Genomic DNA, 22,767 nt, shown 5'->3' with positions numbered 1-22,767 from the left:
CCCCATCAGAAAGGTGCAGCAGCTCATGAACTGCTTCGAGTGCCGCGAAACGAAGGTCGCCGTAGTCGTCTGCACCCACTGCGGGGCCGCGCTATGCCATGACCATGTGCGAGTCCACAGGAAGAAATGGTCGACTTGGCCAGCATGGGTAAGCCACCAGTGAGGCACTTGCTCGGGGAATCACTTGCGAGGTGTGCCGCCGGGCTCACCTCAGCGTCTTGGGATGAGCGGTTCACAATGGACGCGCAGCCAGTTAGGGATGTGGAGCGAACGACCAGCCCGCTCGGCGATTGGGGCCCGTGGCTAGCCCGCGACGAAGCCCCTGAGCACGCCCATGAGAGGCATCATCGGTCGCAGCCGAAGCGCCGCTCAGATATGCGCGAGCTGCGTACTCCCTGCGCGGGCCACAGCCTTCAAGGAGCAGGTGCTGACACGGAACACGAGAGGGACGACGGGCGCATCCTCTGCCAGATCGAACGAAGCCTTGTCCACGACGGCCCCGGCCTCGCCTTCTGCATGGCGGTGCTTAACCAGCAGTTCCTCAAGGCCGGGAGGACCACGACCAGCAGGATGAGTTTCGGCGCAGCGGGACGGGGGGAAGGTAGTTGACATTTGCCTGGCCCTCCTCGCCTTGGTGGCCTTGCTTGTGACGGCGGCGTACGCCGCCATCTGACGAAGGAGCCCCTGCCTCGCCTATGCCGTTCGGCCTTTTCACGGGCGTCGTGCAGGTCGAGCGATTGTGATGGCCCCGTCCGCATTCCATTCCCCGTGCCGAGCGGCGCGCTATGGGAAACGGGCTGGGCGCTTAACTGGCGTGTGGTAGATCGTCGTAGCGCAGCAGGAGCATGGCTGCGTCGTCATGGAGGGGGCCTTGCGTGTACCGGATAAGGTCGGCTCGCACAGCGTCAAGGGCTGCATCAGCTTCGTCGGCCCTGAGCAGTGAGACGCGCTCATGAAGGGGGTAGAAGCGGCCGTCGTTGTTCCGAGCCTCTGTCACTCCGTCGGTATAGAAGAACAGCTGGCTGCCGGGTGGCAGGGGAACGCCGAAGGGTTCTGCAGCATCGGGTGCTTGGTCGCTGAGCCCCAGAGGGGGAGCGTAGGAGGGCGGCTCGGCGAATTCCACGGACCCGTCAGGGCGGGTGATCAGGGGCGGTGGGTGTCCGAAGTTCAGGAAAGTCGCGTTGTGCTCTGTGCGGACTTCGGCCAGTACAGCAGTCACGAATTTCTCACCGTTCCCCTGGCGCTGTACGGCCCGTTCCAATCGGATGCCGATTGCCGTCAGATCAGGCGCGTCGTGAGCCGCTTCCCTGAAGGCGCCTAGGACGGCAGCTGCGGTCTCTACCGCTTCCAGACCCTTGCCTTGCACATCCCCGACGATGATCCGTACACCGGCCGATGACCTGACGACTTCGTACAGATCGCCGCCGATATGTGCTTCGGCGGTCGCGGATGTGTACGAAACGGCGATCGAAAGGTTCCCGGCGTGGCGTGGGACTGGTCTGAGCAGAACCCGCTGGGCGACCTCGGCGATGGACCGGACGTTGGCGAGCTCTGCTTCACGGCGCTGGCGCATTGCGGCGGCTGCCAGACCGGCCGCCGTCACTCCGGCAACAGAAGCCATGGCGGTGATGCCACGTCGACTGTCGAACAGCCCGTCGTACAACCCGAGTGCGGCACACAGCCCGAGGGCCATTGCTCCGATGATCGCGGTGCGGCGCCATCCCCCGACGAGGCTGGCGAACGCCGGCCCGAGTGAGACCAGCGGCAGGAAGCCCACGTCCGGGCCGGCCGTGATGTCCACCGCTGCTACGGCTGCCATGACGCAGAACGGCAAGGCAGAGAGCACCGTGGGCTTTGGAGTGCTTGCGCCAGTCAGTGCATCTCCCCCGAAGTAATGGCGGCGGGCAGGCGTGGCGTGGCAGCCGACGCCGAAGACAGAGCTACAAACCCGCGTTGCGCAGCCTGGCGAGCAGCCCAGCCCACGTACCTCTCAGCGGCTTCAGTCCGTCAGGATCAAGGATATGCGCATCTTGCGCTGGCCAGCGGACAACGTTACAGATTCGAAGCGCCCAGGTTCGCACAGAGCGCCTGCCGCGCCAACTGCGGCCACCACCAACGGTCCCCGTAACCAGGGTGATACGGCGGCCCTGTTTCCGTGTACTCATGCCGATGGCGAACTGGGCAGCGGGCTTTCCTTGTGGCTAGGGATGCCGACGAGGTCGTCGACATCAAAGGCACGGGCGACGGGTACATCGGTGCTGCTGTGAGCAGCGATCGAAAAGGCGATGCACACGGCGATCACGGTGAACGCCTGCTCGGCCTGGGGGATGCCCGATTCCAAGACAAGCAAGCCATAGACGACAGAGGCGAATCCCTTCGGCCCGAACCAGGCCGCTGCCAGTCGTTCGCGTCGGTTGAAGCGGGTGCCGATCAAGGAGATGAGCAAGGAAGTCGGCCGGACCAGCAGAATCGACAGGACACAAACGACATAGCCTCCCAGCGGGAGGTCGCCGAAGAGGTGAGGGGTGAGGAGGGCACCGAAGACAAGAAGCGCAGCGAATTTCGCCAATTCGGACAGCGCGTCGCCCAACGGGCCGAAGGCCCTGGCGCTCTCCGGTGATACGGAGGCGAGAACCGCGCCGGCCGAGAACGCCGCCAAGTAAGGGTTGGCGTGAGTGAGGTGACAGACGGCGTAGAGCAGGATTCCTGTTGCCAGTGGCAGCAGTGGTTGCAGCCTGGGTTCCGCTCCTAGAAGGCGGAACCGAACCAGCCAGTTCACGATGAGTGGCAGGGCGATTCCGAAGGCCAGACCCACGCCGAGCTCCAGCACGATTTTCGATGGTGAAGCTTCGGCTGCATGTGAAGTCGGGCCGGCGGCAGCGATCAGCAGAAGTACTACAGGCAACGCCAGACCGTCATTGATGCCGCTTTCGACGTTCAGGAGCTGCCGCAATCGTGCGGGGACCTCCTTACGTCCCACGATGGCCGAGGCGAAGACCGGGTCAGTCGGTGCCAGTACCGCCCCGACGAGGAAGGACGTAGTCCAGTCCAGCCCGAGCAGGAAATGCGTCAGCAGTGCCATTCCGACGAACGCCAGAGGCATGCCGAAGGCCAGTGCACGGGCGGGATTGCGCCAGGCGTTGCGCAAGGCCGGGAACGAGACGTGCATGCCGTCGGTGAAGAGCACGGTGAACAGGGCGAGGTCTGCTGTGACAGCGACAATAGCGCTGTCCGCTGTGATGTGGATCAGACCGAGGAACCCGTCGCTGACCAAGGCGCCGGCGACGAGGAAAAGCAGGGACGTGGATAGGACGGAGCGAGCCGCGAGACCGGAGACCAGTACCGCGACCAGCAATGCGGCGCCGAAGACGGCGACAAGCACCATGACAAGGCCCCATTCAATAGCGACAGGTCTTCCACGCCTGATCGGGGATCAGGTTTCATTTGTGTGCCGCCGATCTGCGGCAGTGAGCTCCACCCTGACCATCGACTTTCAGGTCAGCGCCGCGGAAGACTCGGGAGACGGGCGGCCATTGATGAGTGCTGCGCAGTTCGACGCACCGGCTTCGTCGCTTCTGAGCCGGATCGGGAACGAAGGATCACGCTGAAGCTGCCATCCGTTCCCAGCACCACAGCTTCTACCTGCTCTAGTGCCCCGGTCACTTGGGATGGCCTGACGCACTTTGTCCCGAGTGACACGTGCGCGTCGCATCGCCTCATAACGCATGCCAGCCGTCGTGCAGGAGCAACGTCGACCAGATCGAAGACGTTCATCCTCGACAGCGCCCGCTTACCCGACGCGCGTACCGCGGCAATCAGAACCGGGTACGCAAGCCCCGCCATGACCAGTACGCAAACCAGTTCACCCCAGGAGTCCAAGAACATGGATCAACTGGTACCCCGCGCGAGCATTCCTCCCACAAGGAGGGTCCCGGTTGGGCTCTTACAGGTCGATGACGACTTTGACGTCATCCGGCTGCCTCTGGAACGCCTCGATGGCATGCTCCAGGGGCACCCGCCTGGTGATCAGGCGCTCCAGCCAGGTCAGTTCAGCCTTCGCCAGGGCGTCGGCGGCTTGCTGGTAATGCTGAAGGTTCGCGTTGACAGATCCCACCACGGCGTCGTTCTCCAGAACGATGTCCCGATTGACGGAGCCGGCGTCCACGGTGATGCGGCGGCCGACGGGCGACACGCCGGTCAGGCACACCACCCCGTACGGGGCGGTCCCGGTCAGCGCTGCGAAGACGAGGCCGCTGGCTCCAGTGGCTTCGATGATGATATCCGGGCACACTTTGTTGATCACCTCCGCGACGTCCTCGGTGTGGTAGCTGGCGCCCAGATCCCGTACCAGCGGAGGCTTCGGCCCGTCGCTCACGCGGTCCAGGACATGTACTTCCAGGCCGCGCTGCGTACCGAGCAGAGCGGCCAGCAGGCCGATCGGTCCGGCGCCAGTAACCAGAACTCGCCGCGGCTCGAACCACGAGCGCCCCCCGACACGCTCCACCTGTTCCCATGCCTTCGCCACGACGGAAGTGGGTTCCATCAGCACGCCGACATGCTCGAGATACGGCTGCAGCTTCACCGCGTAGGCGGGCTCCACGCACCACAGCTGGGCGCCGTAGCCGTCGATCTCTTTGATGCCACGCTCGGTGTAGCGGCCGTTGCGGCACATATCGAACTCACCATGGGCGCATGCGCCGCACGGGACGGGATCCGGTCGGCGTACCACCCCGGCCACCAGATCACCGGCCGAGAACCCGCTGCCGGGAACGGCCTGCTCCACCCGGCCCAGTGACTCGTGCCCGAGGATCATCCAGTCGCGGCCGGGCGGCGACCACCCGTAGTCACCGCGCGCGATCTCGCGGTCCGTCCCGCAAACACCCATCGTCAGGCCCCGTACCAGTAGTTCCCCGTCCGCCGGGGATGGCTGCGGCAGTTGCCGTTCTTCCAGTGAGTTCTTCTGGCCGGGCCGTACGGTCAACGCACGCATCGGTTATCCGCCTCTCTCATCGCTCGTTCGTCATGCCTGTCCGTTCGCTACCTCAGCTGCGGCCTATCGAGCGGGTTCCGGCCAATACGTGTCGCAACCAGTTTGCGGATGCAGATCACGGCCGCCGCGCGGGCGATGCTGCCCACAATGGTTCGTCCGCAAGCCTGATCAGCCTGCAGCGGTGAGCAACCCGAGCAGCACGCCCAGCGAGACGCATACCTGTTTGGTGGACAAGTACGCCACGCATGCGCCAGCAGCCCCACGGTCGGCTGTCTGCAGCCAGGCGGTCATGATGTGGCGGCCTTGTTGTTCTCGTCGAGTTCGGCAAGGTGGTTGGCACTTCCGGCCGCAGGCCGTAGAGGGCGACAGTCTCAAGATCCACCATCGACCCTTCCACCTGTGGAGCCCTCTTGTCGAGTTTCGCACCGATCTTATGGTTATGTGGCTTTGTGGTTCTGGTGCCTCCCGTGCGATCCCATGCTGGCCCGGGCAGTACCGCGTCTGCCCGGGCACGTCTTCGAGGGGCGATCACTGGCAACTGATGACGCATCTTGAATCTCCCCACTTGCTGCTAAAGGGTGGAGCAAACCTGCTCTGTTGATCTCCCATCCATCGTGTGATCTTGCCCGGTGGGTCGTCGTATCTGGCGGTTGGTCCGGAAAGCCTGCGTGCGCAAGTTCGGCCTGTTCGGGGGCCTGGATGCTCATGCACTACGTCGGCAAGGATGGACGATCTCGGCGATCGCCCGGCATCTGGGCGGGACCGCAAGACGATCCGTGCCTATCTGAACGGTGAGCGGACCGCCGGCCAGCGGCTTCAGGCGCCCGACGCGTTCGTGCCGTTCCTTCCGTACTGCCGGCAGCGCCTTGCTGACGATGCGCACCTGTGGGCATCCACGCTGTTCGACGAGGTGGTGGGGCTCGGCTATGAGGGTGCGTACTCGACGTTCACTCGCGCCCTTCGCCGCTATCCCGTCCGGCCGCACTGCGAGCCTTGCCATGCCTCGACCGGCCGCAATGTCGCGATGATCGCGCATCCGCCGGGCGAGGAGATCCAGTTCGACTGGCTGGAGCTGCCCGATCCTCCCGAAGGTTGGGGGTGGGTGAGCACGCGCATCTGCTGGTCGGGGCTCTCGCGCATTCGGGCCGGTGGAGGGCGGTGCCGGCGGAGTCGGAGGACTTCCCCCATCTGGTCCAGGCCCTGGACGATGTCGTGCGCAAGCTGGGCGGGACAGCTCGGCGGTGGCGCTTCGACCGGATGGCGACCGTCTGCTATCCCTCCAGCGGTCAGGTCACCGCGGCGTTCGCCGCCGTCGCCAAGTACTACGGGGTCGGGGTTGACATCCGCCCGCCTCGCCGCGGCAACCGCAAGGGAGTGGTGGAGAAGGCCAACCACTCGGCGGCTCAACGTTGGTGGCGCACGGTTCCCGACGGCCTCACGGTCGTCCAGGCCCAGTCCGGGGTCGACAAGCTCTCGCTCCGGATGGATGACCGGCGCCGGCGGATCGACGGAGCGGTCACCACCGTCGGTGAACTCGCCGCGGCCGAGCCGTTGCTCGACAGTCCGGTGCGGCCCTTTCCGGCCGAGTTACAGGCCGAGCGGCCCGTCAGCCCGCAGAGCTGCCCGGCGTCACGGTCAAGGTCCTGCACCGGCTCGGCGAGGACGACCTTCGGATCGTCATCGCCGGCCGGGCCGTCCACCACACTGCGAGACCAGCTCGCCAAACGCATCCACCCGGCGCGGACACCCGTGGACTGATATGCGGGTCACCTTCCACTGGAGAAGCCGCGACCCCCTCTACTTCACTTGCGTCAACCGGAGCTCGTCGCCGAGTTCTACGGCGACACGGCCGTCGACTGCGGCCGATGGCGCCACCCCGTACGCCTCCACCGCCTGCGCACCGACATAACGCCCCAGGATCTCCCCACCATTCAGGTCGCTCGCTCACCGCCAGCCGATTCACCGACAGGCGCGACCGCACACCCCACAAAGCGAGGAGTCATGGCAGCGAAGCCCAAGCGCACCGTGTACCACATCACCCCCGCAGACTCTCCTAACCCAGCTGAAAAGTGGCAGGTAGAGCACAGGCAAGGCCGCCGCTAGGTCCGCGAGCCTCACCGCACACAGAAGGAAGCGGTCGACGAGGCCCGCCATCAGGCCGAAGAACACAAGCCGGCGCAGGTGGTCGTCCACGGACGTGACGGTCGCATCCGCACCGAATACACCTACGGCGACGATCCCCGCAACATCCCTGGAACGATGGCTACGGTGCAGTCGGCGTAGAGCACTCGACTGCGCCGTAGCCTCGCACGGCATCAGTCGGTAGCGCGTGCCACGCCGCAGTAAGTGGCCCATCTGCAGACGGCCCCACCTTGGCGCGCTTCATGCACGTGCCCGCACGGCCGTCGGCCAGGAGCTCGCTCACTTGTTAGGTTCGACGGCGCTGATGTCCCCCAATGCGGGCCTCGCGTCTCGTTCGATGGCCAAGTCGCTCAGGGAAATGACACCCAACATTACCGGGCCGAGATACCGGGTCGCATGCGCTTCGAAACCTATATGCGGTAACGTCCCTCTCGCAGTGCGGAAGGCGGGCACTTCCCTTCCTAAACACCGAGCAGCGCCCTAAAATCGCATCCGCGGTACGGGAAGCACTTGAGTGGGCATAGCGCTGAACCTGCGGACCGAATGGCACAGTCATTTATGAGCGCGCGACGTGTGGCGTTTGGGTAAACGACAGCTCTGAGTCCTGGACGAGGACTGGAAGCTTCGTCAACCTACCCAAGGAGATCGGGAGCTGATGGACAATGAGATCAGGTCTCCAGTCGCATATGCCCAGAGTCGGCCAGGCCGGGACGGCCAAGAGCCCCAACGAAGTGCGGCCATAAAGCGACGGGTGCTGTCAACAGTCAGGAGAGGTTCGTTGTGGCGGCAGAGGGCAGTGAGCAGGATGAGTGGCACTCCAGGCCCGGCCACGAGGAAGGTGCGGAAATGCGTGCCAATCGGCGGTGGGGTGAGCTATTGCAGGAGCTGCGCGTTGCGCAGACCGCCGTACAAATCCTCTTCGGGTTCCTCCTCGCGCTCGTTTTCCAGCCAGCTTTCCGGGACTTGAGCGAGACAGACCAGTCCATTTATGTGATCACCACACTTCTCGGTGCAGCTACCACTGGGGCGTTGGTCGGCCCGGTGTCGTTCCACCGCCTGGTGACCGGTCGGCGGATGAAGCCGCAAATACTGGTTTGGGCTTCGCGCATGACGCTTGTCGGACTTGTACTCTTGCTGTGCACGGTTACCTCGGCCCTGCTGCTTGTTCTGCGGGTCGCGCTGGACAACACCTTGGCCCTTTTTCTGGTGGCAGGCATTGTGGCGTGGTTCATCCTGTCCTGGTTCGTCTTGCCGGTGTGGGCGCGTATCACTCAGTCAGCCTCGCGCTGATTTGTGAGAATGTACTGCTTCAACCGCTTGAACACTGTGCGGCCCTGGTTCCGGTTACGCCAGAGTCCAGGAAGCCGTTCTCTTGGCTGACCGCAATGCGCGTCATTGCAGGCCCGCAAGGAACTGCGTAAGAAGCGGCTTTGGCAGGGTGGCAGATCTTACAAATGTCACTCGCATCGGTGGCTGAGCGGGCCATCCGGCCCAGACCGGGCGGTCAACTACGTCCGGCTGGACATGTAAGCGTGCGTAGTCCTTGACGCATCCCTACGACGCAGCGAGAGACGCCTGTGGCCTTGAAGAATAGTGCTCCCCACTGTTGGAGTAGGGCAGCAGCCGCGTCTCTCTGGCTGGATGCCTCATGGCTGCCGTCGGCTGCGACTCCACTCAAGACGAATACAACCCGCCGGGCACGAATGCCCGCATCGGTTCGATGCTCATCCTCTACGCCCATATCGCTCCCCCAACGGGCCCTGCAAAATGGGGAGATGACGCTCCGCTGTGCGTATGGCTATTCAACCAGGGCCAGCGCCCCGACAGGCTGCTGGGGGCAAAGACCACAAGGGCACGGTCCGTCGACATCGTCACCGCCGAAGGCAGCACCCGCGGCCCTGTGGACGTGCCCCGTCGGCAAGCTGGTCGCGCGGAGCAAAGAGCGGCCACACCTGCCGCTGCGAGGGCTACGCGAGCAACTGCGGGGCGGCGACTATGTGTGGGTGACTCTGCGCTTCCAACAGGCCGGGGAGGTAGCCCTCCAGGTGCACGCGGAGCTGTCGACCTATGTGGAAGAGGACATCACCAAGGCGCCGGGACTCGCCTCCCCCTCGCCAAGTTCCTGACGGGCGAGAGTTGTACATCCCGTTCAAAACTCTGCGCAGGCGCGCCACGCACCGCCCACTCATCCGCTTCCCCGCCCCGCCGTCGCCGTCGCCACAACCACTTCACACGCATACCGACGCCGGCCACGGACCGTTGAGACGCAGCAAGGAAGGGCGCCTGCGAGCCATTTGCGCCGGTCCCGCCGAACCCCGCTGCGGCGGCGACTCCTGGCGGTGCGGATGCGGGTCGCCGTCGGCCGCGACCGCTTGCCGTCGGTACGCCGGTTGGGGCACCGCTCCGCACGCCAGAATCGGTCCAGTGCTGTTGGTGGTCGGGACTGTGCGGTCAATGGCTCCGGTCGTTCGTCCAGCGTCCGGCCATGGCCTGCTCGACCTGCTGGGCCAATTCGGTGAGCCCGGCGCGCTCGGCGGCGTGGAAGTCTTGGGCGGTGGCAGTGGAGCGCAGCCGGGCGAGTGCGGCGACGATGGGGGGGTGCTGGTCAGGTGTGGTGTTCCAGGCGAGTTCGCGCAGCAGCATCAAGATGCGGGTCAGGACAGCGGGCTCGGCGGCGCCGTAACGCAGGGGCTGGGTCATGGCCAGATCGAGGAGATCGTCCAGGTCCGGTCCCTGTAGCACGACCCTGACCTGGTGTTGGCCGTCGCGCAGCAGCCGGGGGTGGAGGTCGCGGTGCGCCAGCTCGCACAGCAGCGCGGAGGAGTGGGACAAGGCGTGGACAGCGGTTGTGGGGTCGTTGATCCCAGGGGACAGCGCTTTGGCGATGATGTCGGTGAGCTGGCGGAGTCCGAAGGCGACGTCCTGGGCGTCGGTGCGTTCGGCGCCGGTCGAAACTGCTTCGGCGGCCTTTCGGGCCAGACGCGTCCCGGTCTCGGGAGAGAAGGACTCCCCCGTGCGGGGCCAGGCAGCTCCCATGGGCGTGTCGGCGATCAAAGAGCTGCCGGGATGGCGGTCGATGAGGAGAACGGCATCGGCCTCGACGGCTGCCTTCAGGAGAGCCTCCTCGTCCACGGCGATCAGGAAGCCGGACCTATCGGCGGGCAAGGGCAGTGCGTCGATGGGCGGTTGCAGTGAGGCGCTCGAGTCCCTTGCAGCGAGGTCTCTTGGGGAGAGAAGCCGGTGGATGGTGCGGTTGGCGGCGGAGTGGACGCTGCGCATCATCGTTTCCACCCGGATCTCGCGCGCGAGGTGCGACAAGAACAACACAAGTCCGAGCACGCTGGCCAGGGTGAGGAGGAAGGCCGCGGTGACCGACACCTGGGGGACGAACATGACTTGTCCGTCGTCACCGGTCCGCACGGTGCGCAGCACGGTCAGGGCGTAGGTGAACGTCGCGAGGAACAATGCCAGGGTCGTCTGGACGTACCGGTCTGCGGTGAAAGTACGCAGCAGACGCGGAGAGAACTGACTGCTTGCCAGTTGCAGCGTCACCACCGTAAGCGAGAAAGTCAGCGCCGTGACGCTGATCAGCGAGCCGGCGATCGCCTCCAGTACGGTACTCGCGGCGTCCGCGCTGCCTCCGAACAGGTAGTCCGTCAACCAGGGCGGGATGTCGTGGTGGATCCGTGCGTCCAGTCGGGGCAGTCCCACACCTGCGGTGACAGCGAGTACGACGCCCAGCGTCGGCAGCGGCCACAGCTGCGCGCGGACCATGTCACGCATGGGCGCAAGGGGTGTGGTCTGCGGCCCCGACCCGGACGCAGAGCACCACTGCAGAAGAGGGCCGCACGGCCCAGGGTACGTGCCCGCGAGGTTCTATGACGCGTCCCCCTTCGGGAATATGACAACGGTAGTGCCATCATGCGCTCGGCTGCGGACTCTGGGACTGACGACACACCGCCTTCCTTTCACTCCGTCGCCCCGAAACGCCTCGGATGGGCGTGCGCGTTCCGGGCAACCGCAGCCGATAGCGGCGCCTGTCGGGCATCCACAGCACTGGCGTCACCCTGTGTCTTCCTGTTTCTTTCGCGAGGGCGATGAGAAGTGGGGACGGTCCATGAGTTTCCCCTTCAGTGAGGTCAGCCACCGAAGGCGGAGACCGGCACGTGGCGAGCGGGTGCTGGAGAACGCGTGAACGGCAACGGGATCTCGGCCCCTCCGATCGGGTACTCCATGCACGTCCCCATGGTGCCCGGTTTCCCCAACGGCAGAGCCGCCGATCAACCCGCGCTGACCGGTGCGTAGCTCTCGCGCCCTGTTGTCGGACCAGCTGCGGGTGCGTCCGTCTGGATGGAGTTGGACGCTGAGCTGAGCAAAGCGATTAGTGCGGGTGGGATCCATAACTGCGCTGGTAAGGATCCTGTGGCCTATGGGAGTCCGATTCCGGTAACCGGAACGGAAGGAACCGATCTGCGAGGTGCACCGTACACAACTCGCACCGAGGGCTGTCCGCGTGGCTTGTGGCGACGCTGCTTGCCACAACGCCGGCGCTGACTGGATGCGGCGACTCGGGAGGCAAAGAGACCGGGCTGGACATCGGTGGGGTGCACGAGGCGTTCGAGCGCGGGGACTCTGACTCCGTAGTGGGGCAGGTAGGGACGTTCAGCGGCTACGTCAAAGAAGCCATCTCTCCCTGGGCCTTCACCATCGGAGGAGATGAGTTCAGCGGTGTCGAACCGCTCCTCATCATCGAGAAGGATCTGCCGGCCGTGAACGAGGACGAACTCGTTCACGTCACCGGGACTGTGCAGAAATTCGACCTGCCCAAGGTTCAGAAGGAACTCGGCGTGGACTTCGCGGAGACGCTGTACAAGAAGTTCCAGGGAGAGCCCTGTGTCAGGGCGCGGGAGATGACCAGGGACGTTGAGCAGTAGAAGGCTTGCCGCACGTCCCCAACCGGCGCACGCACAAGGAAGGCGATGGCCGCACCGCTCGAGGTTCTCGCTTTATCCCCACGCGCGTGAGGGAGGTCGTATGCCCGGTCGCGCGAGGCGCTGGGGCTTGAAGTGATGGCCGATCACGCCGACGATCCCCCATCCTCGCTGTCACCGGAGTCTCAACCCCTGACCTGGCGGCGTCTGAGGCGGACCGAGGTGGGTCAAACCGAACAGTCCGCGTATCAGGTGCGCTCGCCAGCTGGTTGATTGGAGCCATGCGAGCGTGGGAGCCGCCCTCGCGATCACGTCGTGGTAGACGTGACGACGGCGTAGCTACCGCTTCCCAGGAGCGTTTCTCCGGGCATGTCGCCTTCGGTGGCGACCAGCCGCTGGATGTGTCCGGTTTGCTGGTCGAAGTCGATGTCCTCGACGGTTCCGTGCAATTCACCAGTCTCGGTCAGTACGGGCTTGCCTATGGGGTCGTGGCTTGGATGGGCGGGATCTTGGCTGTCGATGTGCTTGTCGGGCCGGAGCTTTTCCATGGAGCGGATGATTACTGCGTCTTGACCGAAGGAGCGGACGTTGTCCCAGGTCAGTATGTGTCCACCGTGCCCGCGAGTGTTGAGATGGAGGGCGGTGATGCGGGCAGGCCGGCCGCTCACGAAGCATCCGGTCACCGTTCCGATGGTCTCGGCGGTGGTGACGTTGACGACGGGACGCCCAACAGCCTGGCTGAGCAGCATCACTTCTCCTGTTCCAGTCTGTTGTGCAGCCCTTGCGCCGCGGCGGTCAGGCCGGCGAGGTCACCGGCCGTGTACTGAGCGGTGGCATCCGGCACGACGACCATCTCTCCGGAAACGGACACCGGCTTGAGCACAGGCACGAGGATCTGCTGACGTGCCGTGTCTGCCGTTTCGATCTGATAACCGACGACACGTGGTCTCTTACCCGTCTGGACGATGACGTCGTTGATCTTGCCGAGGTCACTCCCGCTAGCCGTCAGCATCCGCGCCCCCAGCACGTTTCCTCCGCCAGGGCCATCCTGCGCCTCGGTAGCGGTTCCGGCGTCGTCCTCCATCGCTGTCTCGTCCGGGATTATGACCGCGTCCGGTCCCAGGGCGTGCACGTTCTTCCACGACAGAGCGCGCTTCATGGGCCCGGCGAGCAGTCCACGGCCGCTGAGCGTGAAGGCTCGGATGTCGCCCCGTGCGGCGTCGAACACTACGTCCTTGATCTGGGCGACTGCCTCCCCGCCCAGGGTGACCACCGGCTTCTTGATGATCTCCCGCGCCCGCAGGTAGTCGCTCATCTGGGGCCTCCCCGCCTGCGCCGCGGTGGGGCGCCGCCAGCGATGACGCCGCCCCTGCGACGTTGTGCCTGCACCATGACTACGGCGACAAACGCCAAGATCAAAATCACGGCGCCGATGATCAGCCATATCCACCAGTCCATAAGCCGCCCCTTACTGAACGACTGCGGAGGCTACCTCTCCTTCAGCTTGCGGCCGGATGCGTGGCCTGTCGACCCCGCACGGGCGTGGACCTCGGCATGACAGCAGCGGATTCTCCGGTTTGCCCTGGCGCATCCTCGGCCGTGTCATGGAAGGAAACTCCTATGTGGTGAGGAGACCGCGGTGACACCGTACGGCAAGGGCCGGACTGTAGTGGTAGGGGTGGCCGAGGCCGAGCATCAGGACGAGATCGTCCGTTTCGCGGCCGAGGAAGCCGCACGCCGCGGCTGGAGGCTGCGCATCTTGCACGCGGTGGAGTGGCCCATGCCACCGGGCGTGCACCGTGGAGGCCAGTCGGCTTCCTTCGTGGAACGGGCGGAACGGGTGGTCGCGCCGCTACAGGAAGCGGTATCGAGGGAGTTTCCGGAAGTCGATGTCTCGCCTGATCTCGTATCCGGTTCTCCGGCTCCGGCGCTGCTGGACCGATCCTCACAGGCATCACTGATCGTGGTGGGTCATCGCGGGGCCGGCGGGTTCGCCCGGCTACCGCTGGGCTCTGTGAGCTGGCAGGTCGCCACCCATGCCGAATGCCCGGTCGTGGTGGTCAGGCCCCACGGCACCGGGCGACTCAGGGAAAACCGCGTCGTCGTCGGCGTCGACCTGCCGGACATAAGATCCGACGTCATGCACTTCGCCATCGAAGCCGCAAGCACACGCCGGGCGGTCCTTGAGGCCGTCTACGCTGCCTTCCAGTCGCCCACACTCAAGACCGAACCCGCGGGGCCGGCCCTGCCGGATCCACGCGCCATGCCCGGCAACGCCCGAAAGATTTTCGACCAGGCCCTGCAGCCCTACCGGCTCGAGAACCCGGACATGGAGATCCGGACGCGGATCGAAGGGGGCCGCCCGGCAGCCGTGCTGACCAACGCCGCCAGGAAAGCGGCACTTCTGGTGGTCGGCTCCCACGGGCGTACCGGACTGAAACGGCTCATGCTCGGCTCGGTCAGCGCACAGGTACTGCACTCAGCCGCCTGCCCGGTCGCCGTTCTGCCCACCAATGACGCCTAGGGGCGGCAAACACGCGCGATAGGTCGCGGGATTTCCGGCATCAAGAGCAAGGTCGGCGCACTAGGGACTGCGTTCAGCCCTGGCGCACACCGGACAGACCACCCGCCGAGCCGACAACGCATGGGTGCTCTTGCCCAGCCCAGCGTCCTTGTGCAGTTCCTGCTTCTCGATATGTGCGTGCTGCTGGCACACGGCCACGCCGCACTGGCAGCAGACCGCCTCGGCCACCTGGTCTGCTCCCGATCGATGGCATTCAAAGCAGCGCATCCTTCAGCTCTCCGATCCGCGCGTCACTCCCGAAGCGGCGACATGATGCTGTCTCCAGCTTCACTCGACCAGCCGGTATCCGCACCAGGGCAGAGGGACCGCGATGCAGCTCTCGGATGCCCGCATGGGCGGATCACGCTGACACCCGAGGGGGGGGCGGCCGAGAGGTCATCTCGGTGAGGCAAGGCGGATCCTGTCGGCACAGAACGATCGCAGGACGCTGCTGGGCCTCGGGTACTGCCAGCCCGGACTACGCTGCGGCTGCCCGGAGCCACCCAAGGGCATTTCAGTCGATGAGTACCAATCGCTGTTCTGGGCACGCGGCATAGGAAAGTCAGCCAGTGTCCAGACGCGACACGCGAGCGCGCCTGAGCCCACCGAGGAGGGCCCCGTGGACAATGCCCGCATACCCACACTCACCAAGCTGAGCGATTCCGATCAGACCGTCGCCGCACAAGAAGAAGACATCCGCGGCCGGACAGTGACCGCCGCCGACGGCGAGGACCTCGGGAAGATCGATGATCTGCTGATCGACGATGACGAGGGCAAGGTCCGCTTCCTGCTCGTCGAGCACGGCGGATTTCTGGGGATCGGCCAGAAGAAGACGTTCATCCCCGTCGATGCCGTCACGCGGATCACCGAGGAGCACGTTTTCATCGACCGGTCCCAGAAGCAGGTGACCGACGCCCCGGCGTACGACCCGGACCTGGTTGAAGAAGAGGAGTATTTTGACAGGGTGTATTCGCACTACGGCTACACACCGTTCTGGGGCATGGGTTACATCTACCCGCCCTATCCCTTCCCCCGCGGGACAGCACACTGATCCATCCGCGCCACGCGGCGCTCAGCCCCTGCTAAGCAGGTCATTTGGTGCGGGGGCAAGTGGGGGCGGCGGCGCCTCTGCGGGGGCTCTCCCTGGGCCCTTCTCACGGTTCTCGCGTTAATGACCTTGAACTCGTGATGTCGTGTGGTTGTTCAGGCGGGTGTGACGGTCGGGCCGTCTCAGCAAGCAGCCGTCTACGCCGCGTCGGATGCGCTGGACAGGCGGTCTGGAGTGGTGAAGGCGACGTTGGAAAGCCAGCCGCGTCGCAGGAGGGACCAGCCTATTGCCCCCGGTCCCCGTCGCGCACGAGGACGGCGACGCCACCACCTGGCTGGTCAGGGACACATCACGGCCTGTTTCCGGGCGAGTTTCGTGCTCATCGGCAGTGTCACCAGCTTGGGCCGTCCGAGGCATTGGGCGTCCGGGTGGCACACGTCCGTGGCCGGAAAGGGTAAGTCGGGGGCATGGTGGACACTCTGCTGACTGTTGCCGGTGCGCTCGCCCTCGTGGTGGCGGCGCTCTCCGCGCTCATCCAACGGATACCGCTGAGCGGGCCGCTGCTGGCGCTGCTGACCGGGATCGTCTTCGGTCCGGCCGTGCTGGGTGTCATTGATCTGCCCACCGTGATGGAGGGACACGAAGAGCTGCACGAGGTCTCCCGCATCCTGCTGGCGGTCTCGGTGATGGCCGTAGCCCTGCGCTACCCGATACGCGCCGTTCGGTCACGGATCAGGCCGGTGGCTGTTCTTCTCTGCGTAGCCATGCTGGGGATGGTGCTGCTGACCACGGCGGTGTCGGCCGTCGCCCTGGGCATCGGCTTCGGCGCGGCGGCGCTGCTGGGAGCCGCCCTGACCCCCACCGACCCCGTCCTCGCCTCCAGCGTGGTCACCGGCGGACCCGCCGAGAAGGGCATCACCGCCCGGACCAGGCAGCTACTTTCCCTCGAATCAGGTGCCAACGACGGACTGGGCCTGCCCCTGGTGCTCGCCGCCGTGGCCGTCGCCGGGCCCCTCACCGGCGCTGAGGCACTGCTGGAATCGCTGTGGCAGGTGCTGGGCGCGGTTGCCTTCGGGTTGGCGGCGGGATGGCTGGGCGGGAAGGCGCTGCGCGCCGCCGAGGAACGCCGCACCGTCGAGTCCGGCCCCCTGTTCATCTACACGCTTCTGCTGGCGCTGTTCGTGCTCGGCGCGTCGGGGCTGCTGCGTCTCGACGGCATCCTGGCCGTCTTCGTCTGCGGTTTGGCCTTCAACGCGACCAGTTCGGCGAGCGAACGCGCCGACGAGAACAAGATCGATGAAGCGGTCAACCGCCTCATGGTCCTGCCGCTGTTCACCGTTCTGGGAGCGATGATCCCATGGCGCGAGTGGGGCGAGCTGGGATGGTGGCGGGCACTGCTGATGCTCCTGGGCGTGCTGCTGTTGCGCCGGCTGCCGATCCTGCTCACGCTCAAGCGGCCCCTCTCCCTGACCTGGCGGGACGCCGTCTTCCTGGGCTGGTTCGGTCCCATCGGCGTCTCGGCACTCTTCTACCTGACCATGGAGGCCCACCGCCTCGGGGTGAACCCCCTGGTATTGGCCGCCGGAACACTGGTCGTCGCCGCCAGCACCGTCGTGCACGGCATCACCACGGCCCCTGGCCTAGCCCTGTATCGCAAGGCCACCGACCGGGCACCCGACACTGCGCGATGAGCCACGACGAGCCCTCGTCCGCCTTCCCGGCCGTGGTTGCCGACCACACCGAAATCCGACGTGCCCGCAAACGCCCACTCGGCGGCGTTCACCAGCGGGCGGTTGCCTTCCGTCCGGCCGGCTTCGCGACCGGCCGCTCGTCACGGCGCGACGTGAGGTGGCGTGGTGCACGGTGGTGGGTTCGACCGCGCTGCGACCAGGTCTGTGCCTGCGGCAACCATGGAGAACATGGCTCGTCCTCACGAAGATGAGCCAGGCCCCACAGGCCACGGCGAGTCTTCCGCGCAGGGCCACACTTCCCTGGATCCACCGGCCACCGCGTCGTCGTCCCGCTCCAGGACGCGTCGGGCGGGTACCTGGCAGGACCAGCCGTTGCCGACCAGCAGCTTCCACACACCCTGGATGGTGTAAGTGAGGCGGAAGCGTCGACCGATCACCGTCTCGACCCGTGCCAGCGTCCATCGCTGGTCCTCCCAGCCGTGTGCGGCCGGTCCCCCGGCCAGTTCCACCTCCAACTGCGCGAACTGTTTCTGGCTCAGCTTCGGCAGTGACGCCTGTCCTTGTGACCGCAGAGCTCGCCGACCGCTCTCATTCCGCGTTCGCCGCCACCGCTGTACGTCACCTTGTGCGGGCAACCGGCCCAGGGGGTAGCAGTGGGGACATGCTCTTCGACTCCTGGGATGATCTCGTCCGCGTTTTGATCATGGCGGGCCTCGCCTATCTGGTTCTGATCGCTGCGGTCCGCGCGTCCGGCAAGCGAGCCTTGTCAAAGATGAACGCCTTCGACCTGGTCGTTACCGTGGCGTTGGGCTCGACCCTGGCTACGATTCTGCTCAACCGCCAAGTCGCGCTCCTCGAAGGCACCACCGCCCTGGGCATGCTGGTGGGGTTGCAGTTCTTCACCGCTTGGGCGTCGGTCCGCTCCGGTAGGGTGCGGCGCCTGGTGAAGGCTGAGCCGACCGTGCTGCTGTATCAAGGCCGCATGCTGCATGAAGCGATGAGGCGCCAGCGGGTGGCACCCGATGAGGTGAGGCAGGCCGTCCGTGCTCAAGGGGTCGGCGCTATGGAAGACGTGCAAGCCGTCGTACTGGAAACGGACGGCAGCTTCAGCGTGATTTCCCGCTCCCAGTACGGCTCCGGTACCGCCTTGGGCAATGTCGAGCATGCCCATCGTGATCCTGCATAGGCCTGGCATTACGCTCAGGTCCCTGGCCTGTGGTCAGGCGTAGGGCGGACGCATGAAAGGCGTAGTGAGCGAGTGGGCGGCTGACGTGGGTCGAACTTCCGAGCACGACTCTGTGCGTGAGCGCCTGGCCCAAGAGCTGCTGGACCGGCTCACGCCAGTGATAAGCGCCCTGGGACTGCTGTTCCTTCTCGTCGTCATCGGTGAGCGCATGGCCAGGCCGGGAACGGCGATGCATATCGCGATGACGGTGACTGGCTGGCTGCTGTGGGCTGTCTTTGTCACCGAGTTCGTCGCCCGCCTGAGCCTGGCGGAGCACCGGGGAAGGTTCCTGCGCCGTAACTGGTGGCAGGTGATCTTCCTGGTCCTGCCCTTCCTGCGGGTGCTTCGCCTGATGCGCTCTCTCCGCCTCCTGCGTACCGGCCGGGTGCTCTCCTCGACCGTGCGGTCCTCACGGTCGGCGGGCCGACTGCTCAGCGACCGGGTGGCGTGGCTGGGCATGATCACCATGATCGTAGTGGTCGCCGCAGGGGAACTACTGTACGAGTTCGACCGGCCGACCGATTCGTTTGCGAGCACCCTTCACGCCACGGCGCTGATGGCGATCAGCGGCGAGCCGACGGGAGCCACAACCGCCTACGGCAAGCTCATCGAACTCTTGCTGGCCCTGTACGCCGTCACGGTGTTCGCCTCCTTGGCCGGCGCCTTTGGCGCCTACTTCGTGGGTAGCCACATCCGGATGCCACCCGCCACTCCACCGGCTGAAGAGAAGCGGCAATGACAACGGACAGGCGTGATCTGCTGCGCATGTCGTCGAGCACCAAGGGAACCCGTGCACCGAGCGAGGAAGGACTTGATATGCCTGAGATCGAGCCAAATCCCCCGAGCCCTGTCAGCCTGGCCTGGAACAGGGTGGCCAGCTACGACAGCTACGAAGAGGCGCAAGCCGCGGTCGACCGGCTGTCGGACAAAAATTTCCCGGTAGAACGTCTCGACATCATTGGCACCGATCTGCGGCTGATGGAGCATGTGACGGGACGGCTCACCAAGGGACGGGCCGCCGCCGCGGGGGCCGCCGGAGGCGCCTGGTTCGGTCTGCTCATCGGCTTGCTCGTGGGCTTGTTCACACAAGGCCCGGTATGGCTGGGGCTGCTCCTGGGCGGACTGCTCTTCGGCGCCTTGTGGGGTGCCGTATTGGGCTGGGCCGGTCACGCCGCGACTGGTGGCCGTCGTGACTTCTCGTCCACACGCGCACTGGCTGCCTCCCGCTACGACCTCATCGCACGGGACGGCCATGCCGAACAGGCCCGAACCATCCTGCAGAGCGAGGGCTTGTCGGGCATTGCGTGATACGCATCCTGGCCTTATGGCTACGTGGGCCCGCACCGAACGGCCAGCGACAGACCGACGAGCAGTGGCGCGTCCGCCCAGGCGACACCAGCGGCCCTCCGGACAATCGTGTCGTTGTCGGAGCGGACCCGGCCGGTGGTTCGCTGGAGGCGCTGGATTCGCGTATCACGAAGCTGACCTTGTGGGCGCGCACTTGGAGGTCGTTCACGGCGCCTACCACCCCGGACTGGTCCTCACCGGCCCGGTGATGGTGCCTCCCGACTTCGACGCGTCGTAACACGGGCCACGGGACTTCCTCGAAAAGGAGATCGCCCTGCGGCGCGACAGGTATCCGTCGGTGGAGGTAGACCTGCGCCTAGAGCACACCAGGCCGACAACGCTCCTTGCGGAGGTTGCAGGCAACGCAGCCCCTGCTGGTTGTGGGATCCCGGGGCCCGCTCCGGTGTGAAGAGGCTGCTTTTTGGGTCGGTGAGCCCGCGAGGTACTGCACACGGCCAAGTGCCCCATGGTCGTCGTCCCTGGGCAGGAGGGCGATGATTCCTCTTCCGACTCGTCAACCACCCAGGCTGGAGACGCAAGGCTGTACGAGCAACAGTGAGCTGAGGCGCCTGGAAGAACGTGACGGTTGCACTCCCGGAACGGGGCGTGGGTTACGTGGGAATGGTCGATCCGCGGTGCACCTGGGCGCACCATTACCCCTCGTCCACCCGGACCAGCTGACAGCGCCGTGGACCCGTGCCTTTCTCACCCCGCTGGCTTAGGCGACGGGAGTGGCTCTCCTAACCAGTTGAGCGACGGGAAAGCTGGGTCAGTATGCGGTTCCTCGCGCGCAGAAGGCCGAAATCGCCACTCCGGGAAACGCACTCGGCGCGGCGGACGGAAATCATTCGGCGCGCTGAACGATGAGGGACGGGGTAAACAGCCAGTCAAGAGGTAACGGTTACGCTGCGCGGCCCCGGCCGACTGCGCCCTTTGGAAAGGACCACCATCATGTCGACTCATCACGCCACCCCCGAAACCGGCCGCACCAGGGTGCAGCAGGCCGCGCTCGCCGTCGGCGCCGTGTTTCTCCTGGTCGGTATCCTCGGTTTCATCCCCGGCGTCACCACCGACTACGACACCATGAAGTTCGCCGAGCACCATTCTGAGGCCAAGCTCCTAGGCGTCTTCCAGGTCTCGATCCTGCACAACATCGTCCACCTGCTGTTCGGCATCGCCGGCATCGCTATGGCGCGCACCGCCTCGACGGCCCACACCTTCCTCATCGGCGGCGGTGCGATCTACCTGGTCCTGTGGATTTACGGACTGATCATCGACCACGACAGCGCCGCGAACTTCATTCCGGTCAACATGGCCGACAACTGGCTGCACTTCGGCCTCGGCATCGGCATGATCGCTCTTGGCGTTCTCCTCACTCGCCGCACCACACCCCCCACTCGCTGAACTGGGGCCCTCTCAGCTAATTGCCAGGCGACTGCGACGGGTGATGTCAAACAAGACGACCGGGGTGCCGGCTGACCGAGACGGAGGCAGGGCCATGCAAGTCCCTCCTGTCTGCACAGTGCCTGCGTAGAACACTGCCCCGTCGCGCGGAGCGCCGACTGTGACCCTGCATCGGATTGCTGGGGAGGAGTGGCCGTGAGGGGCTTCGTCCCCTGCAGGGGTATGCACTCCGATCTCAGGACCGAGCCACACGAGGAATAGGAATATGAGCAAACCCAGGAAGACCCTCTGCGTTTCTCCGAGGTACGCGCGCTCCTTTGGCACCTTTGACCATGCTTTTCCGCTGATCGGTGTCAAGGGCTTCATGCCACCGCAGGGCATCCTGGTGGTAGCTGCATGGCTACCGTCGCACTGGCAAGTGCGGGTCATCGACGAGAACGTGCGGGCCGTTTCTGATGAGGACCTGCGCTGGGCTGATGCGGTGTTTGTCTCGGGCATGCACGTCCAGCGGCACCGAATCAACACCCTTACGCGGCGCGCGCAAGCGCAGGGGAAGCTCGTAGTCCTGGGCGGGCCGTCGGTGTCGGCGAGTCCGCAGTGGTATCCGGAGCCCGACATCTTGCACGTCGGCGAGTTGGGCGACGGTACGGAGCAGCTCATCATGCGCCTGGACCAGGACGCTCGTCGTCCAGTTGCTCAAGAGGTGTACCGGACCACTAACCGCTTGTCGATGGACCGTTTCCCCGTGCCCGCCTATGACGCGATCGATGTTCGTGACTACTTCCTTGCAGCATTCAGTACTCCTCTGGCTGCCCTTACAACTGCGACTTCTGTGACATTCCCGAGCTCTATGGCCGCACCCCGCGGGCCAAGACACCTCAGCAGGTCACCGCCGAGCTCGACGCGCTACTGACCCAGGGCAGACCCGAGTCGGTGTACTTCGTTGACGACAACTTCATCGCCAACCCGCATGCGGCCAAACAACTGCTGGAGGAGCTGGTTCGGTGGCAAAAGGACCGCGGCTTTCCCGTGGACTTCGCTTGCGAGGCGACCATCAACATCGTCAAGCGTCCCGAACTGCTAGGTCGTGTCCGGAAAGTGGGTAAGTCGTTGGTCCGTTAGTGGTGCGTCGACATGAACTGACGGATGAGTCGTGGGCGTTGATCGCTCCGTTGCTGGCGCCGGGACGGATGGGCCGACCGGTCCGGGACCGGCGCCAGGTCGTGAACGGGATCTTGTGGAAGCTGTCCACCGGGGCCGCCTGGCGTGACCTGCCCGAACGGTACGGGCCGTGGAAGACGGTCTATGAACGCTTCCGGCACTGGTCCGCCGACGGCACCTGGGACCGGCTCCTCGCGCATGTCCAGCAGCACTCCGATGCCGTCGGAGCTGTCGACTGGACCATCGTGTGCGTCGACTCCACCAC

21 protein-coding genes and 2 pseudogenes are annotated in these 22,767 nt (G+C 65.4%); 15 read left to right on the top strand and 8 right to left on the bottom strand.

Going from position 1 to position 22,767, the window contains the following annotated elements:
• Nucleotides 1-805 precede the first annotated feature (805 nt).
• The 3 genes from G412_RS0113205 to G412_RS0113195 all read right to left on the bottom strand — a co-directional run bounded on the left by G412_RS0113205 (nt 806) and on the right by G412_RS0113195 (nt 4,990).
• Nucleotides 806-1,819 carry a PP2C family protein-serine/threonine phosphatase gene (locus tag G412_RS0113205; RefSeq protein WP_051338355.1) on the bottom strand — a complete coding sequence of 338 codons (1,014 nt, stop codon included), beginning with the start codon at nt 1,817-1,819 and terminating at the stop codon, nt 806-808.
• Nucleotides 1,820-2,161: 342 nt separating this feature from the next.
• Nucleotides 2,162-3,385, bottom strand: coding sequence for a cation:proton antiporter (locus tag G412_RS0113200; protein WP_028812512.1), 1,224 nt, complete (start codon nt 3,383-3,385; stop codon nt 2,162-2,164).
• A 558-nt stretch (nt 3,386-3,943) separates the two neighbouring features.
• Nucleotides 3,944-4,990 carry a glucose 1-dehydrogenase gene (locus tag G412_RS0113195; RefSeq protein ID WP_028812511.1) on the bottom strand — a complete coding sequence of 349 codons (1,047 nt, stop codon included), beginning with the start codon at nt 4,988-4,990 and terminating at the stop codon, nt 3,944-3,946.
• Between the two features lie 1,098 nt (nt 4,991-6,088).
• Here G412_RS0113195 and G412_RS40815 point away from each other — a divergent pair.
• From G412_RS40815 to G412_RS41390, 4 genes and pseudogenes are all read left to right on the top strand, one after another.
• A complete protein-coding gene (locus G412_RS40815; RefSeq protein WP_244282935.1) occupies nt 6,089-6,748 on the top strand; it encodes a hypothetical protein in 660 nt (219 codons plus the stop codon).
• Between the two features lie 363 nt (nt 6,749-7,111).
• Nucleotides 7,112-7,273: pseudogene (locus G412_RS41745) on the top strand (DUF2188 domain-containing protein); the annotation flags it as partial.
• Between the two features lie 705 nt (nt 7,274-7,978).
• Nucleotides 7,979-8,422, top strand: a complete 444-nt coding sequence (locus G412_RS0113185; RefSeq protein ID WP_244282987.1) for a DUF6328 family protein — start codon at nt 7,979-7,981, stop codon at nt 8,420-8,422.
• Nucleotides 8,423-9,135: 713 nt separating this feature from the next.
• The gene (locus G412_RS41390) at nt 9,136-9,258 is read left to right on the top strand and encodes a hypothetical protein (protein WP_279626768.1); all 123 of its coding nucleotides are present in this window, start codon (nt 9,136-9,138) and stop codon (nt 9,256-9,258) included.
• A gap of 325 nt (nt 9,259-9,583) precedes the next feature.
• On the opposite strand, the gene G412_RS0113180 is transcribed toward G412_RS41390, so the two are convergent.
• A complete protein-coding gene (locus G412_RS0113180; protein ID WP_028812509.1) occupies nt 9,584-10,915 on the bottom strand; it encodes a DUF2254 domain-containing protein in 1,332 nt (443 codons plus the stop codon).
• A gap of 737 nt (nt 10,916-11,652) precedes the next feature.
• Between G412_RS0113180 and G412_RS0113170 the strand changes: the two genes are divergently transcribed.
• Nucleotides 11,653-12,066 (top strand): hypothetical protein, encoded by a 414-nt coding sequence (locus G412_RS0113170; protein ID WP_157839089.1) that lies wholly within the window; start codon nt 11,653-11,655, stop codon nt 12,064-12,066.
• A 305-nt stretch (nt 12,067-12,371) separates the two neighbouring features.
• On the opposite strand, the gene G412_RS0113165 is transcribed toward G412_RS0113170, so the two are convergent.
• Both G412_RS0113165 and G412_RS0113160 read right to left on the bottom strand, forming a co-directional pair.
• Nucleotides 12,372-12,812, bottom strand: a complete 441-nt coding sequence (locus G412_RS0113165; protein ID WP_028812507.1) for a PRC-barrel domain-containing protein — start codon at nt 12,810-12,812, stop codon at nt 12,372-12,374.
• On the bottom strand, nt 12,812-13,378 hold the full coding sequence (locus tag G412_RS0113160) for a PRC-barrel domain-containing protein (RefSeq protein ID WP_028812506.1): 567 nt from the start codon (nt 13,376-13,378) through the stop codon (nt 12,812-12,814). The genes G412_RS0113165 and G412_RS0113160 overlap by 1 nt, the downstream gene beginning before the upstream one ends.
• A 324-nt stretch (nt 13,379-13,702) precedes the next feature.
• On the opposite strand from G412_RS0113160, the gene G412_RS0113155 reads away from it, so the two are divergent.
• Nucleotides 13,703-14,587: a universal stress protein gene (locus G412_RS0113155; RefSeq protein WP_028812505.1), complete on the top strand. Its 885-nt coding sequence runs from the start codon at nt 13,703-13,705 to the stop codon at nt 14,585-14,587.
• A gap of 60 nt (nt 14,588-14,647) precedes the next feature.
• Here G412_RS0113155 and G412_RS37975 read toward each other — a convergent pair whose 3' ends face one another.
• Nucleotides 14,648-14,854: a DUF2180 family protein gene (locus G412_RS37975; protein ID WP_078606951.1), complete on the bottom strand. Its 207-nt coding sequence runs from the start codon at nt 14,852-14,854 to the stop codon at nt 14,648-14,650.
• A gap of 391 nt (nt 14,855-15,245) precedes the next feature.
• Here G412_RS37975 and G412_RS0113150 point away from each other — a divergent pair, with 391 nt between their 5' ends.
• Nucleotides 15,246-15,677 carry a PRC-barrel domain-containing protein gene (locus G412_RS0113150; RefSeq protein WP_028812504.1) on the top strand — a complete coding sequence of 144 codons (432 nt, stop codon included), beginning with the start codon at nt 15,246-15,248 and terminating at the stop codon, nt 15,675-15,677.
• A 464-nt stretch (nt 15,678-16,141) separates the two neighbouring features.
• The gene (locus tag G412_RS0113145; protein ID WP_037648718.1) at nt 16,142-17,365 is read left to right on the top strand and encodes a cation:proton antiporter domain-containing protein; all 1,224 of its coding nucleotides are present in this window, start codon (nt 16,142-16,144) and stop codon (nt 17,363-17,365) included.
• Nucleotides 17,366-17,543: 178 nt separating this feature from the next.
• Here G412_RS0113145 and G412_RS41740 read toward each other — a convergent pair.
• Nucleotides 17,544-17,982: pseudogene (locus G412_RS41740) on the bottom strand (helix-turn-helix domain-containing protein); the annotation flags it as partial.
• A 44-nt stretch (nt 17,983-18,026) separates the two neighbouring features.
• On the opposite strand from G412_RS41740, the gene G412_RS0113135 reads away from it, so the two are divergent.
• The 7 genes from G412_RS0113135 to G412_RS0113100 form a co-directional block, all read left to right on the top strand.
• Nucleotides 18,027-18,551, top strand: coding sequence for a DUF421 domain-containing protein (locus G412_RS0113135; RefSeq protein WP_028812502.1), 525 nt, complete (start codon nt 18,027-18,029; stop codon nt 18,549-18,551).
• Between the two features lie 112 nt (nt 18,552-18,663).
• The gene (locus G412_RS0113130) at nt 18,664-19,329 is read left to right on the top strand and encodes a hypothetical protein (RefSeq protein WP_037648796.1); all 666 of its coding nucleotides are present in this window, start codon (nt 18,664-18,666) and stop codon (nt 19,327-19,329) included.
• A gap of 77 nt (nt 19,330-19,406) precedes the next feature.
• The gene (locus G412_RS0113125; protein ID WP_028812500.1) at nt 19,407-19,898 is read left to right on the top strand and encodes a YflT domain-containing protein; all 492 of its coding nucleotides are present in this window, start codon (nt 19,407-19,409) and stop codon (nt 19,896-19,898) included.
• Between the two features lie 990 nt (nt 19,899-20,888).
• Complete coding sequence (locus G412_RS0113115) at nt 20,889-21,341, top strand: DUF4383 domain-containing protein (protein ID WP_028812499.1); 453 nt, start codon at nt 20,889-20,891, stop codon at nt 21,339-21,341.
• A 265-nt stretch (nt 21,342-21,606) separates the two neighbouring features.
• Nucleotides 21,607-22,254, top strand: a complete 648-nt coding sequence (locus G412_RS34235; RefSeq protein ID WP_028812498.1) for a cobalamin-dependent protein — start codon at nt 21,607-21,609, stop codon at nt 22,252-22,254.
• Nucleotides 22,179-22,463 (top strand): radical SAM protein, encoded by a 285-nt coding sequence (locus tag G412_RS40475; protein WP_244282979.1) that lies wholly within the window; start codon nt 22,179-22,181, stop codon nt 22,461-22,463. Before G412_RS34235 ends, G412_RS40475 begins: the two co-directional genes overlap by 76 nt.
• Nucleotides 22,463-22,767: IS5 family transposase (locus G412_RS0113100; RefSeq protein ID WP_106964092.1), on the top strand; the 305-nt coding region annotated here is incomplete at its 3' end. The genes G412_RS40475 and G412_RS0113100, both read left to right, overlap by 1 nt.

Source organism: Streptomyces flavidovirens DSM 40150, from assembly GCF_000429085.1.
Taxonomy (GTDB): Bacteria; Actinomycetota; Actinomycetes; order Streptomycetales; family Streptomycetaceae; genus Streptomyces; species Streptomyces flavidovirens.
This window is presented reverse-complemented; position numbering and strand designations above follow the sequence as displayed.

Excerpts from the sequence above, each read along its gene's own strand:
- G412_RS0113205 (WP_051338355.1), bottom strand. The coding sequence starts at position 1,819 with ATGGCAGCCGTAGCAGCGGTGGACATCACGGCCGGCCCGGACGTGGGC.
- G412_RS0113200 (WP_028812512.1), bottom strand. The coding sequence starts at position 3,385 with ATGGTGCTTGTCGCCGTCTTCGGCGCCGCATTGCTGGTCGCGGTACTG.
- G412_RS0113195 (WP_028812511.1), bottom strand. The coding sequence starts at position 4,990 with ATGCGTGCGTTGACCGTACGGCCCGGCCAGAAGAACTCACTGGAAGAA.
- G412_RS0113185 (WP_244282987.1), top strand. The coding sequence starts at position 7,979 with ATGCGTGCCAATCGGCGGTGGGGTGAGCTATTGCAGGAGCTGCGCGTT.
- G412_RS0113180 (WP_028812509.1), bottom strand. The coding sequence starts at position 10,915 with ATGCGTGACATGGTCCGCGCGCAGCTGTGGCCGCTGCCGACGCTGGGC.
- G412_RS0113165 (WP_028812507.1), bottom strand. The coding sequence starts at position 12,812 with ATGCTGCTCAGCCAGGCTGTTGGGCGTCCCGTCGTCAACGTCACCACC.
- G412_RS0113160 (WP_028812506.1), bottom strand. The coding sequence starts at position 13,378 with ATGAGCGACTACCTGCGGGCGCGGGAGATCATCAAGAAGCCGGTGGTC.
- G412_RS37975 (WP_078606951.1), bottom strand. The coding sequence starts at position 14,854 with ATGCGCTGCTTTGAATGCCATCGATCGGGAGCAGACCAGGTGGCCGAG.
- G412_RS0113145 (WP_037648718.1), top strand. The coding sequence starts at position 16,142 with ATGGTGGACACTCTGCTGACTGTTGCCGGTGCGCTCGCCCTCGTGGTG.
- G412_RS0113135 (WP_028812502.1), top strand. The coding sequence starts at position 18,027 with ATGCTCTTCGACTCCTGGGATGATCTCGTCCGCGTTTTGATCATGGCG.
- G412_RS0113125 (WP_028812500.1), top strand. The coding sequence starts at position 19,407 with ATGCCTGAGATCGAGCCAAATCCCCCGAGCCCTGTCAGCCTGGCCTGG.
- G412_RS0113115 (WP_028812499.1), top strand. The coding sequence starts at position 20,889 with ATGTCGACTCATCACGCCACCCCCGAAACCGGCCGCACCAGGGTGCAG.
- G412_RS34235 (WP_028812498.1), top strand. The coding sequence starts at position 21,607 with ATGAGCAAACCCAGGAAGACCCTCTGCGTTTCTCCGAGGTACGCGCGC.